Raw genomic sequence first — 12,772 nt, forward strand, 5'->3', positions numbered from 1 at the left:
CTAGCGCGCCGCGGGGAGGAGCTGGTCGCCGCGGGGGGCGAGATCGGGACGCAGGCGCGTTCCGAACTCGTGGCGCAGGGCGCTCAGCGCGGCCTGCCACCCGGCAAGACCGTGGACGCCGGGCCCCGGACTCGCCGACGAAGAGCACAGGTACACGCCCTTCATCGGGGTGCGCCAGGGGTCGGGGCTGTACACCGGCCGGCCGAGCAGTTGCGTCAGGGTGGGGGCACCGGCGGAGATGTCACCGCCCGGGAAGTTGGGGTTCCACGTGGCGATGTCGACCGCGGTGCGCGAGCTCGAGGCGAGGATCGTGTCGCGGAAACCCGGCGCGAAACGCTCGATCTGCCGCACGATGGCCTCTTCGCGGTCGGCCGGACTCCCGGACGGCACGTGCGTGTACGCCCACAGCACGTGCTTGCCCGCGGGCGCGCGCGTGGGGTCGAACAATGTCGGCTGAGCGGCGAGGACATAGGGGGCGTCGGGGAGCTCGTCGCGCGCGACCGCGTTCTCGGCCGCGGCGATCTCGGCCCGGGTACCGCCGATGTGGACGGTCCCGGAGCGCGCGACGTCGGGATCGGCCCACGGCACCGGCTCGGACAGCGCGAAGTCGACCTTCGCCACGCCCCCGCCGTACCGGAACCGCTGCAGCGCTCGGCGGTATGCCGCCGGCATCCGGTCTCCGGCGAGGCGGATCAACGCTCGCGGGGTGGTGTCGAGCAGGACCGCACGCGAGGAGGGGAGCTCGTCAAGCGAGGTCACCTCGACCCCCGCGTGCAGGACGCCGCCGTGCGCACGGATGTCGGCGATCATCGCATCCGCGATCGCCTGGCTGCCGCCGACCGGGATCGGCCACCCGCGACCGTGCCCGTAGGTGGCCAGCACCAGACCCGCTCCCCCGGCCGCGAGGCTCGGCTGGTGAAGGATCGTGTGCGCGGACACGCCCGTGATCATGCTCGGCACGGCCTCCTCGCGGAAGCGCGCGTTCCACCACGGACCGCCCTGCTCGAGGGCCCGGATGCCGAAGAAGAACGCCGCGAGAGGGTCGCCGGGGATGCGCAGCAGCGCATTCCCCGTGAAGTCGGCGACGCCGCGCAGATGATCGACGAGCGGGCGCATCAGCCGCTCGTAGGCGGGCCCGTCGACGCCGAGACCGTCGGCGGCGCGCGCGAGATCGCGGAACGCCAGCGCGGCGCGCCCCCCGTCGAGCGGGTGCGCGTACGACACCTCGGGCACGATCAGGGGAACGCGACGGTCGAGACCGAACTCGCGGAAGAACCACGACTCGAGGGCGAGGGGGTGCACCGCCGACCCCACGTCGTGGTGGAAGCCCGGGAGCGTCAGCTCCGCGGTGGACGCGGCTCCGCCGAAGGTCGGCGCCTTCTCGTAGACGCCGACCGAGAGCCCGGCGCGTGCGAGGGTGACGGCAGCGGCCAGGCCGTTCGGACCGGAACCGACGATGACGGCGTCGTAGGTCTCGCTCATCGTCGGATCGGCTCCCTCTCGGCGGTCGACTCGTGGCCGATCGCGTCGGCACCGCCCTCGGTGCCGGGTGCGCCGCCCTCCGCGAGGTAGGCGAGACGGTGCAGCGTCTCGGCGTTGCGCCAGCGGGTGATGGCATCGAAGACGGTGTCGGGCAACAGCCGGGTCGGCCCCGTGACGGGCTCCTCCTGGATGCGCACGACGCATCCCTCGCCCCGTCGTTTGACGTCGATGGCGACGCGCGCGACGCCGATCGGGCCGCCGTGCGGTTCCAGGACCGCGCGATGCGGCGGATCCCAGACGCGCATGATCGTGGTGTCGTTCACGAGCAGGGGCCACGACCCGAACGAGTGGTGCAGCGTCGCCCCCACCTGGGGCCAGGACTCCCCCACATCGCGCATCCGCGAGGTGCCGACCACCCACAACGGGTAGAGCCAGCCGTTCTCGAGGACGCGGAAGACGTCTTCCGGGGTGCAGTGCAGCAGACGGACGTTGCGGGCCATGCGTCGCTCCTCCTCGTCGTCTCGGATGCGGACGGATGCCGAGGACTTCCCCGACAGCCCTCACGCTACGGTCCGCCTCCGACATCCGTCGCGGTGGTTGCGCCTCAGCGCCTCGGCCGATATCGGCGCCGCGGTCGGCTCACGCGGCCGCGGGGAGGACGAACCACGCGCGCGTCCCACCCGCCGGGGAGGCGTCGAGACCGATCGTCCCGCCGTGCGCCTCGACGATACGTCGACATGTCGCGAGGCCGATGCCGATGCCCTGCACGTCGGCGCCGTGCCCGCGCTGCATGGGCTCGAAGACGCGCTCGCGCAACTCCGTCGGCACCGCATCGCCGTTGTCGTCGACGCTGATCCGCCAGCCGTCGGGCAGGGTCTCGACGCTCACTCGGACGTCGGGCACCTTCTCGGCCGCGACGGTGAACTTGACGGCATTGGCGATGAGGTTCTGCAGCAGGACGCGCAGCAGGGTGTCGTCGCCCCGGACGAACGTCGAGGCGACCACCGTGACCTCCGCGCCCGTGCGCACCAGCGCGCCGTCGAGGTCTTCGAGCACCGCGTCGACGGTCTCGGCCACGTCGACCTGCGTCATATGGGGGCGGGCGCCGCCTATCCGGGCGAAGTCGAGCAGGTCGGTGACCATCGACGTCATCCGACCGGCCGCGGCTTCGGCGCGGGCGAGGGACTGCGCCGCGCGCGGGGCGTCGGCCATCTCGGGGCTGTCCGCGGCGAGCTCGAGGAAACCCGTCAACGCCGTGAGCGGGTTGCGCAGGTCATGGCTGACCTGGGTCGCGAAGTTCTCCAGCTGCTGGTTCGACTCGACGAGGTCGCGCTGGACGCGGCGCAGCTCCAGCACGTCGATCACCTGATGGGCGAGCAGGTCGAGCGCGTGAGCGCTGGCATCCGAGAGCTCCCCCACCTCGTCGTCGAAGACGCAGAGCGTGCCGATCGCCACTCCCGACGGCGTGATGAGCGGGCTGGAGGCGTAGAAGCGCACGTTCGCGACCTCGCCGGTGACGAAGGCATTGAGGGCGAAGCGGTCATCGAGCCGGGCGTCGGCGACGACGACGCGGCCCGGCTGGGAGATGACGGCCGCGCACATCGAGTCCTCGCGCTCGCATGACGCAGCCCGGATGCCGACGGCGGCGACCTGATGCTGCATCCGGTCGTCGATGATGTTGATGACGGCGGTGGGGACCCCGCACACGGTCGCGGCGAGTTCGACGAGCCCTTGGAGGTCGGGCTCGGACGGCTCGCCCACGAGACGGTACTGAGCGATCGCGTCTCGCCTGGTCACATCGTGCGCAGTCGACACGGCATCCCCCTGGTGTTCTCGCCGACGAGCCTAGCGGCTGCGGGTTACACCGGGACGGCCGGGAGAGGAAGGGGCTCGCGCGCGATGGCCACGTAGCGCAGAGTCGCGGCATGAGCACCCCGACCTTCCCCCAGACCCCGTCCGAGCCCAGCGCACCGACTCCCGCGGAGCCGACCACGCCGGCGCCGTCCGAACCGACCGTCCCCCTCCCGCCCGAGACGCAGCCCGCCCCGGCGGGTGGGGTCGGCGACGAAGCGAAGGGGTCCGACGCAGCCGGCGCCTTCGCCGAGGACGACGACGAGGCGATCGGCTCGGCCGAGACGGTCGCCGACAACGCGGTCGAGGAGGCCGTGGTCGACGCGGTCGACCCGGGCGGACGGCCGGACTGAATCCGAACACACGCGGAAGGGGGCGATGCCGGATCGGCACCGCCCCCTTCCGCCGTTCAGGCGAGGATCACGGGTTGCCGCGCGTCCACAGCAGGAGGATCGCGACGGCCTGCAGCACGAGGCAGCCGACGAGGATGGCGGTGCGCCGGCGCGGCGTCGACGACCATCGCTCGTCGCCCATGAGCGGCGCCATGGGCATGAGCAGACGGAACGTGCTCTGCTGGGGCAGGAACACCGCGAAGATGTACACGCCGTAGCTGAAGCCGTACGCGACGACCATGAGGCCGAGCTTGCGGACGGGCCGCGACCACATCAGCGCGAGGAACGCCACGATGAGGGCGATCACCAGCACGATGCCGACGACACCCAGGTGCGTACCCGCCTGACGGAACCACGGAGTGAAGGGCGTGAACTCGTCGTTGCCGACGTAGTCGAGCCACCACCCGAGCTCGGTGCGGATGTAGGCGTTGTGCGTTCCCGTGACGAACTGGGCGATGTGGTTCCAGGAGAGCCCCGCCACCGCGATGACCAGCCCGGATGCCATGAGCGACGCCCATTCGCGGACCGGGAACGGGTCGACCCGACGGCGGAAGAAGCGCACGAGGAACACGATGCCCAGGGCCAGGCCCAGGGCGAGCACCCCCGGCCGCGTGTACGCGGTGATGAGGCCGATGGGCAGGATCCACAGATAGCGCCGCTTGATCGCCAGCAGCATGCCGGCGAACATCAGCAGCATGAACAGGCCCTCGCTGTAGCCGATCACGAAGAGGAACGACATCGGCGCGAAGGAGAAGAACACCACGGCCCACCACGCCGGCTGCGGCTTGGCGACGGTGCGCAGCAGGACGAACAGCAGCCACGTGGCGCCGAGACTGGCCCCGAGGCTCAACAGGATGGCGACCGGCTGCCAGCCGAGACCGGTCGTGCCCGAGATGACGCGCACCATCGTGGGGAACACCGGCAGGAACGCCCAGTTGTTGGGGAGGATGTCGCCCGAGACGTTCATCGGCAGCGACATCGGGTAGCCCTGGGCGGCGATCTGGCCGTAGCGATCGGCATCCCACCCGGTGAGGTAGTCGAAGAACGTGCCGAGACGCTCGCTGTCGGGGCCGAAGCCCCAGCGCGCCGCCTTGGCGATCGAGTAGAAGCCCCACAGGAGCCCGAAGTTCACCGTGCGCGCGATCGCCCACAGGATCAGGATGCGAGTGAAGGCCCCGCGCTCGATGGGGACAATGCCCTCGGGCCGGCGCAGGACGTCACTGCCGTACTGCCGCAGCGCGCGACCGACGCGGGATTCGCGCAGACGATCGAGACGTCGCGACGGACGCCCGATGACCCTCGACGGTTGCGTCGGGGTGACAAGCTCGCTCGGCGGTGCGCTCACTCGGAACCTTTCACAGGGGAAGACGAGGGCGAGTGACGACGGTGTCTGGCCCGGAGAAGTGCAATTGGGCGTGATCGTACCGGATCAAACTGACCGTTCCATCCGGTTGACTTCTGCGGAAACCCCAGGTCAGTGGGTGTCGCCCACGAGCTTCAGGCCGATCACGCAGCCGACCAGGCCGAGCACCAGGAGCACCTTCACGACCGAGATCGCCTCGGTGCCGGTCACCATGGCGACCACGACCGTCAGCGCGGCCCCGATCCCGACCCAGACCGCGTAGGCCGTGCCGGTGGGGATCTCGCGCATCGCCACGGCGAGCCCACCCATGGATGCCACCAGGGCCACGCCGAAGATCACGCTCGGCCAGAGCCTGGTGAAGCCCTCCGACCGACCGAGGGCGGTGGCCCAGACGGCTTCGAGGACACCGGAGAGGATGAGGATGATCCACGACATGACGATGCAGCTCCTTGGCCAGTCTTGTCGCTGTCCGGGTACTGATCCCTCGTCCGGGGGCGCGGTGGGCGTCCGGTGCCCAGGCTAGCGTCCGCGCCTGGGCAGGACCCGTGCAGCACGACTCGAGTGAACGCCGCCCCGTGGGGGAAACGCTCCGGCCGGGCGTTTCCCCCACGCCGGAGCGTTCACACGGGGTCGCCCGGGCCTCGGCCGCAGACGGGCTCCCGGCATCCGGCGTCCGGCTTCAGATCAGGAAGATGGATGCCGCGCCGGGGTTGTGGGCGTGGACGAGCACGCCGAAGACCACGGCGTCGAAGAGCAGGTGCACCGTCACGACGTACCAGAGCGAGCGGGTCTTGAGGAAGAGGAAGCCCTGCACGATCGCGAACGGGATCGTGAGCAGAGGTCCCCAGGCCTGGTAGCCGAGTTCCCACAGGAACGAGACGAACACGATGGCCTGCAGCAGGTTCGCCGTCAGGTCGGGGAAGTGCCGGCGCAGCAGCACGAAGACCGTGCAGATGAAGAAGAGCTCGTCCCAGATGCCGACCGCGCCGACGCCGACGAACAGCCGCGCGATGAGCTCCGGCGTCGTCACCTCGGGCCAGTTCATGTAGACACCGGAGGTGATGAAGTAGAACGGCAGGATCAGGTAGCCGAGCACGATGACGCCGGCGAGCCACGCCCACTGCCACCAGGTCCAGCGTCCGCCGCCGCGCCAGGGGAACGCGATCGCGCGATCCCGGTAGACGAAGCGCGAGATCACGTACGGCACGACGACCGCCCCGCCGAGAGCGAGCGTGAACCGCACGAAGGCCGCGTTGTCGAGCTCGGCGTGCAGCGGGATCAGGCTGACGATGAATTGGCCGATCGCGACGAGCGAGACGTCGCGGGCGATGCTCGGCTCATCGGAGCGGGCGAGGGCGACGCCGTTGCGGCGATCCACGAGAACGGCGGATGCCACGGCGAGAGCGAGCAGGACCCACCCGAGCCACACGACCTGCACGACGAACAGCACCGGGGCGGCGAGGCACACCAACAGCGCCGGGACGAGCTTCGGCGTCCACGTGGAACGCTCGCGGACCGGCACCGCGGTGTGCGCGGTCACGGCGAGACCCGCGTGTAGGTGAGGTCGCGGATGTCGCGGCCGACCCGCAGCCCCTTGCGCTCGAACGCGGTGAGAACGCGCCCTTCGAAGCGCTCCGCCCACTCCCCCGCGAACGCCCGCTCGAACCCGGGCGCGGCGTCGAGCACCTCGCGCATCTGGTCGGCGTAGTCCTGCCAGTCGGTCGCGAGGCGCAGGGTGCCGCCGGGGCGGAGCGCCTGGGCGGCGATGCGCGTGAAGTCGGGGGCGACGAGGCGGCGCTTCGTGTGCTTGTTCTTGTGCCAGGGGTCGGGGAAGAACACCCAGAGCTCGGAGGCGCTTGCCGCGGGCAACAGATGCTCGAGTGCCTCCGGCGCGTTGGCCTCGACCAGGCGCAGGTTCTTCACGCCCTCGCGGTCGGCGTCGAGCATCGTGCGGGCGAGTCCCGCGGTGAAGACCTCGACGGCCAGGAAGTCGGTGTCGGGGTCGGCGGCTGCGGCCGAGACGATCTGGTGTCCCTGCCCCGAGCCGATCTCGACGACCAGGCGCGCCGCGCGACCGTAGACGGCGGCGAGGTCGACCGCGGTGCCGGCCTTCACGCTCGTGGCAGCGGCGGCGCGTTCGACCGGCAGCAGGTAGAACGGCGAGAGCTCGGCCCACGCGCGGTCCTGCGCCTCCGACATGCGGCCGCTGCGGCGCACGAACGACACCGGCTTGTCGCGGAACACGGGGGCGGAGTCCATGGCATCCAGGGTATTCGGCTGCCCCTCGGGGGTGTGGCGCACAGGCACCTTGCGGCCGCTCACGGGACGGTCACGAAATCGATGAGCTCCTCAACGCGGCCGAGCAGGGCCGGTTCGAGGTCGCGGAACGTGGTGACCTTCGACAGGATGTGCTGCCAGGCGCGGGCGGTGTCGGCCTGCTCCTCGGCGGGCCAGCCGAGGGCGCGGCAGATGCCCACCTTCCACTCGATCCCGCGCGGCACCTCGGGCCACGCGGCGATGCCGAGGGCGCGCGGGGTGACGCACTGCCACACATCGACGAAGGGGTGGCCGACGATGCGCACGTGGGCGCCGTGGCGGCCGCGCGCGATCTTCTCGGCGATGCGCGACTCCTTGGAGTTCGGGACGAGGTGGTCCACGAGCACGCCGTAGCGGCGCTCTGCGGTCGGGGGCTCGGCATCCAGCTTCTCTTCGAGCAGATCGACGCCCTCGAGGAACTCGACCACGACGCCCTCGGCGCGCAGGTCTGCGCCCCAGACCTTCTCGACGAGCTCGGCGTCGTGCTTTCCCTCGACGAAGATGCGGCTCGCGCGGGCGGTGCGGGCACGCTGGTCTTGCGCCGCGAACGAACCGGATGCGGTGCGCGTGCGCCCCTTGGGTGCCGCGGCGGGCGCGGTGAGCACCACGGGCTTGCCGTCGACGAGGAACCCCCCGCCGAGCGGGAAGAGGCGGCGCTTGCCGAAGCGGTCCTCGAGCTCGACGTTCATGCCCTCGACCCGCGTCACCGCGCCGACGTAGCCGTCGCCCGCGACTTCCACGACGAGATCCGCGGATGCCGCGACCTCGGCGGCCTTGACGCGTCCGGCGTCGCGCCATCCGCGGGCGAGCACGTCCGTTCCGTACCGGTCGTCCATGGTGCTGTACCTCCGAGCGTTCGAGCCTAGGCGTCGCGCCTGTCCGCCGGCAGCGGACGCGCCGCGCCTATCCCGGTGTCGGCGGTCGTTTATAGGGTGGATCCGTTGCGCACCGAAGGGGGATGCATGCGGGTGCCGAAAGTGGTCCGGGCGGTCGCCGTCGCCTTCCTGACGCTCGTCGCGATCCTGGGGGTGCCGCTCGCCGCGGTCGCCGTCCCCCCTCCCTCCCTCGGCTCGAGCTACGTCGTCGACCGCATCGACGCGCTCACCGATGCGCAGGAGGCAGAGGTGCAGTCGCGGCTGGTGGCGCTGTCGGAGCAGACCGACCTCGATCTGTGGGTCGTCTTCGTCGACGCCTTCACCGATCCCGCCGACGCGCAGGACTGGGCGAACGACACGGCCAATCAGAACAAGCTCGGACCGCACCAGTACGTGCTCGCGATCGCCATCGACGGTGACACGTTCTCGTTCTACCTCTCCGGCGACGTCGACGACGGGGAGCTCTCGGCCGCCCAGCTGACGTCGATCGAGCAGGAACGCATCCAGCCGGCACTGGAGGCCGGAGACGACGCGGGCGCGGCGATCGCCGCCGCCGACGGCATCCGCACCGCGCACGCGCAAGCCGGGGGCAACATGCCCGTTCCCCCTCCGACTCCCGCCACCGACAGCGGGCCCGCCCTCGGGCCGATCATCCTCGTCGCGGTGCTCCTGCTGGCCATCGCCGGCGTGCTGCTGTGGCTCTTCCTCCGCAAGCACCGGTCGGCCGCCACCGCGACGCCGCCCGCGGAGAGCGTCGACGACCTCGCCCGGCGCGCAGGCTCCGCGCTCGTCGCGACCGACGACGCCGTGAAGACCAGCGAGCAGGAGCTCGGTTTCGCCCGCGCCCAGTTCGGCGACGAGGCCGCGGCCCCGTTCGCCGACACCCTCGCTCAGGCCAAAGCCGACCTCGACCGGGCCTTCGCCCTGCAGCAGCAGCTCGACGACGACACCCCTGAGACCCCCGATCAGCGACGAGCCGGCTACGCCGAGATCCTGCGCCTGTGCCAGAGCGCCGACGAGGCCCTGGATGCCAGAGCCGCGGCCTTCGACGAGCTCCGCGCCCTCGAAGCGGACGCCCCGGCCGCCCTGCAGACCGCCCGCACCCGGCGCGAGGCCGTCGCCTCCGCCCTCGCCGCGGCGGAGCTCGAGCTGCAACGCCTGCGCGCCCGCTTCGCCGACGACGCGCTCAGCCCCGTCGCCGACAATCCCGCCCAGGCCCGCTCGCGTCTCGACCTCGCCGCCGCCCAGGAGACGGAGGCCGACGCCGCCCTCTCCGCGGGACGCGCCGGCGAAGCGGCGGTCGCCATCCGCGCCGCCCAGGCAGCCGTCGCCCAGGCCGACACGCTCGAGAAGGCGATCACCACCCTCGGCACCGCCCTCGATGACGCCGCTCGGCGCGCAGGGGCCCTCGTCGCCGAGATCGAGGGCGACCTCGTCGCCGCCGAGGCCCTGCCCGACCCTGACGGCCGGGTCGCCGCCGCGGCCGCATCGACGCGCTCGCAGCTCGACGCCGCGCGTGCGCTCCTCTCGGCCGAGCGTCCGAGCCCGCTGCGCGCGGTCGACGGACTGCAGCAGGCGAACGCCACCATCGACGGCGTGCTCGACGCCGCGCGCGACGCCGCGGAGCGCCGCCGCCGCGCCGAAGGCCAGCTCGACACCGTGCTCGCCCAGGCCCGCGCGCAGGTCAACGCGACCGAGGACTTCATCGCGGCGCGGCGAGGCGCCGTGGGGCCGACCGCCCGCACCCGCCTCGCCGAGGCCGGTGCCGCGCTGGTGCAGGCCGAGCAGCTGCGGGCGAGTGATCCGGCGGCGGCGCTGACGACGGCCCAGCGTGCGGCGCAGAAAGCCGGCGAAGCCGCCTCGCTCGCCCAGAACGACGTGGGGTCGTTCGGCGGGAGCGGGGGCGGCGGCGACCTCATGGGCGCCATCCTCGGCGGCATCGCCATCAACGCGCTCTCCGGCGGCGGACGACGCCGTGGCGGCTTCGGGGGCGGCGGTCTCGGCACCCTCGGCGGGCTGGGCGGACTGAGCGGCCTGGGCGGCGGCGGATTCTCCGGCGGACGTTCGCGTTCCGGCGGCGGTGGGTTCGGCGGCGGGTTCTCGGGCGGCGGACGATCGCGCAGCGGAGGCGGCCGCGGCTTCTCGAGCGGAGGCGGCCGCGGCCGCGCCGGGGGCGGAGGAGGCCGACGCCGCTGATCCCCTCGCGGCACGGCCGCCGATCACAGAGAATTCGTAGCATCCGACACCAGACTCGACATCGTCGCCCTCAGGAAGGAACACCCCGCATGGCCAAGCAGTCCATCTTCGGTCGCATCTCGACCCTCGTCCGCGCGAACATCAACGCGCTCCTCGATCAGGCCGAGGACCCGCAGAAGATGATCGACCAGCTCGTGCGCGACTACTCGAACTCGATCGCCGACGCCGAGTCCGCCATCGCCGAGACCATCGGCAACCTGCGTCTGCTCGAGCGGGACCACCAGGAAGACGTCCAGGCCGCGGCCGAGTGGGGCAACAAGGCCCTCGCCGCCAGCCGCAAGGGCGACGAGCTGCGCGCGGCCGGCAACGTCGGCGAGGCCGACAAGTTCGACAACCTCGCGAAGATCGCCTTGCAGCGTCAGATCACCGCCGAGGGCGAGGCCAAGGCCGCCGCTCCCACGATCGCGTCGCAGACCGAGGTCGTCGACAAGCTCAAAGACGGCCTGAACGGCATGAAGACCAAGCTCGAGCAGCTCAAGGCCAAGCGCAACGAGCTCACGGCCCGCGCCAAGGTCGCCGAGGCGCAGAACAAGGTGCACGACGCGGTCAAGTCGATCGACGTCCTCGACCCCACCAGCGAGCTCGGGCGCTTCGAAGACAAGATCCGCCGTGAAGAGGCCCTCGCCGCGGGCAAGCAGGAGCTGGCCGCATCGAGCATCGACGCGCAGTTCAACGCGCTCGAAGACGTCGGCGAGCTGACCGAGGTCGAGGCGCGTCTTGCCGCTCTGAAGGTCGGCGGCCCGCAGCGCGCGGCGATCGACGCCCCCAGCCCTGACCAGCTCTGATCGACCCTCGAGCGCGCCGTCCGTCCACCGGGCGGCGCGCTCCCGTCTCCGGCGAGGACACCATGGCCAGATTCATCGTCGCCCCGCAGTGGCAGGGCTCCTCGTCGTCGCGTGCGATGCAACTCGTCGACGGCGCCGAGGCCATCGCCGGCGACCTCCCCCGCGCCTCGACGACGGTGCTCGACGCACCGACCGAGGCCGGGGACGCACAGGGCACGCGTGTGCACCGTCTCAGTGCTCTCGTCCGCATGCGCGAACGCATCGAAGACGCCGTCCGCGGAGCAGACGGGCCCGCCGTGGTGATCGGCGGCGACTGCGGAGTCGCACTCGGGGCCGTTTCGGCCGTCGCGGGCGACGACCTGGCGGTGGTGTGGATCGACGCGCACGCCGACCTGAACACCCCGGAGTCCTCCCCCAGCGGGGCGTTCCACGGCATGGTGCTGCGCGCCATCGCCGGCGAGGGCGAGTCACCCCACCGTCTCGAGCCCGCAATCTCCCCCTCCCGCATCGTCCTCGCCGGAACGCGGGCCCTGGATGCCGAGGAGCAGCGCTACATCTCGGAGCACGGCATGCGTGTCCTCGCCCCTGCCGACCTGGCGGATCCCGATGCCCTCGCCGACGCGGTCCTCGCGACCGGCGCCGCGCGGGTCCACGTGCACGTCGACCTCGACGTGCTCGACCCGGCGGAGATGACGGGCGTCGCCCTGCCCGAGCCGTTCGGTGCGCGCGCGGCCGACGTCGTGGCATCCGTCCGCCGTCTGCGCGAACGCCTGCCGCTCGCGGGGGCCACGCTGACCGAGTTCTCGCCGTCGAGTCCCGCGGCGGCCGTCGACGACCTGGGCACCATCCTCCGTCTGATCGGAGCGCTCGCGTGAGCCCGATCCCCCGCCCGCCGGCCGGCTGGCGCGAGCGCGCCGATCGCGCCGTGGCTCGGGGGCGCCGTCTCGACCGGTTCATCCCCGGCATCCTGCTCGACTCCCCGATCAGCCGCGTCGGCTACTGGTACGGGTGCACCGTGGGATGGGTGTGGGGCTCGATCTGGAGCACCGGGCGCATCGAGAGGCGCGGCGGCCTGTGGGTGTTCCGCGGTCTGCCCGCGTGGGCGTTCCCCCGCGGGGGCGTGTGCGTCGGCGGATGCTTCCTGACCGGCGACGACCGGCCCACCGACGTGGTCCTCGGACACGAGGCCGTGCACCGGCGGCAGTGGCAGCGCTACGGCTTCCTCATGCCCCTGCTCTACGCGCTCGCGGGACGGGATCCGCTGCGCAACCGTTTCGAGATCGAGGCCGGGCTCATCGAGGGCAACTACGTGCCCCGCGGCAGCTGACCCGCCCTCCCTTCACCGCCCGCCCCGCTCACCGCGTCCGCTACCGCGGATCGAGTGTCCAGGACACGCCGCCCTCACCCCGAGGATCCGGCGTGTCGTGGACACTCGACCGAGGGCGACGGGAT

General features: G+C 71.9%; 13 protein-coding genes and 1 riboswitch. Of the genes, 5 read left to right on the top strand and 8 right to left on the bottom strand.

Going from position 1 to position 12,772, the window contains the following annotated elements:
* The 3 genes from AB0230_RS02090 to AB0230_RS02100 form a co-directional block, all read right to left on the bottom strand.
* A complete protein-coding gene (locus tag AB0230_RS02090) occupies window positions 1-1,482 on the bottom strand; it encodes an NAD(P)/FAD-dependent oxidoreductase (RefSeq protein WP_366373722.1) in 1,482 nt (493 codons plus the stop codon).
* Window positions 1,479-1,982: an SRPBCC family protein gene (locus AB0230_RS02095; protein ID WP_315993212.1), complete on the bottom strand. Its 504-nt coding sequence runs from the start codon at window positions 1,980-1,982 to the stop codon at window positions 1,479-1,481. The genes AB0230_RS02090 and AB0230_RS02095 overlap by 4 nt, the downstream gene beginning before the upstream one ends.
* A gap of 139 nt (window positions 1,983-2,121) precedes the next feature.
* A complete protein-coding gene (locus AB0230_RS02100) occupies window positions 2,122-3,297 on the bottom strand; it encodes a GAF domain-containing sensor histidine kinase (RefSeq protein ID WP_363392822.1) in 1,176 nt (391 codons plus the stop codon).
* A gap of 110 nt (window positions 3,298-3,407) precedes the next feature.
* On the opposite strand from AB0230_RS02100, the gene AB0230_RS02105 reads away from it, so the two are divergent.
* On the top strand, window positions 3,408-3,686 hold the full coding sequence (locus AB0230_RS02105; protein WP_315993214.1) for a hypothetical protein: 279 nt from the start codon (window positions 3,408-3,410) through the stop codon (window positions 3,684-3,686).
* A 67-nt stretch (window positions 3,687-3,753) separates the two neighbouring features.
* Here AB0230_RS02105 and AB0230_RS02110 read toward each other — a convergent pair whose 3' ends face one another.
* The 5 genes from AB0230_RS02110 to AB0230_RS02130 all read right to left on the bottom strand — a co-directional run bounded on the left by AB0230_RS02110 (window position 3,754) and on the right by AB0230_RS02130 (window position 8,240).
* Complete coding sequence (locus tag AB0230_RS02110) at window positions 3,754-5,070, bottom strand: hypothetical protein (RefSeq protein ID WP_363392825.1); 1,317 nt, start codon at window positions 5,068-5,070, stop codon at window positions 3,754-3,756.
* Between the two features lie 129 nt (window positions 5,071-5,199).
* On the bottom strand, window positions 5,200-5,523 hold the full coding sequence (locus tag AB0230_RS02115) for a multidrug efflux SMR transporter (protein ID WP_366373725.1): 324 nt from the start codon (window positions 5,521-5,523) through the stop codon (window positions 5,200-5,202).
* A 13-nt stretch (window positions 5,524-5,536) separates the two neighbouring features.
* A riboswitch (guanidine-III (ykkC-III) riboswitch) is annotated at window positions 5,537-5,599 on the bottom strand.
* Between the two features lie 168 nt (window positions 5,600-5,767).
* A complete protein-coding gene (locus tag AB0230_RS02120) occupies window positions 5,768-6,628 on the bottom strand; it encodes a CPBP family intramembrane glutamic endopeptidase (protein WP_366373727.1) in 861 nt (286 codons plus the stop codon).
* Complete coding sequence (trmB, locus tag AB0230_RS02125; RefSeq protein WP_366373729.1) at window positions 6,625-7,347, bottom strand: tRNA (guanosine(46)-N7)-methyltransferase TrmB; 723 nt, start codon at window positions 7,345-7,347, stop codon at window positions 6,625-6,627. Before trmB ends, AB0230_RS02120 begins: the two co-directional genes overlap by 4 nt.
* 59 nt (window positions 7,348-7,406) lie before the next feature.
* Window positions 7,407-8,240: a DUF3097 domain-containing protein gene (locus tag AB0230_RS02130; RefSeq protein ID WP_366373731.1), complete on the bottom strand. Its 834-nt coding sequence runs from the start codon at window positions 8,238-8,240 to the stop codon at window positions 7,407-7,409.
* A gap of 126 nt (window positions 8,241-8,366) precedes the next feature.
* Here AB0230_RS02130 and AB0230_RS02135 point away from each other — a divergent pair, with 126 nt between their 5' ends.
* From AB0230_RS02135 to AB0230_RS02150, 4 genes are all read left to right on the top strand, one after another.
* Entirely contained in the window at window positions 8,367-10,475 is a 2,109-nt protein-coding gene (locus AB0230_RS02135) for a TPM domain-containing protein (protein WP_366373733.1), read from the top strand.
* An 89-nt stretch (window positions 10,476-10,564) separates the two neighbouring features.
* Window positions 10,565-11,320: a PspA/IM30 family protein gene (locus tag AB0230_RS02140; RefSeq protein ID WP_315993221.1), complete on the top strand. Its 756-nt coding sequence runs from the start codon at window positions 10,565-10,567 to the stop codon at window positions 11,318-11,320.
* 62 nt (window positions 11,321-11,382) lie between these two features.
* Entirely contained in the window at window positions 11,383-12,195 is an 813-nt protein-coding gene (locus tag AB0230_RS02145) for an arginase family protein (protein WP_315993222.1), read from the top strand.
* Complete coding sequence (locus AB0230_RS02150; RefSeq protein WP_315993223.1) at window positions 12,192-12,647, top strand: Fe-S oxidoreductase; 456 nt, start codon at window positions 12,192-12,194, stop codon at window positions 12,645-12,647. The genes AB0230_RS02145 and AB0230_RS02150 overlap by 4 nt, the downstream gene beginning before the upstream one ends.
* The last annotated feature ends 125 nt before the right edge of the window (window positions 12,648-12,772 follow it).

The sequence above is a fragment of the Microbacterium sp. NPDC089190 genome, from assembly GCF_040701795.1.
Lineage (GTDB): Bacteria > Actinomycetota > Actinomycetes > Actinomycetales > Microbacteriaceae > Microbacterium > Microbacterium galbum.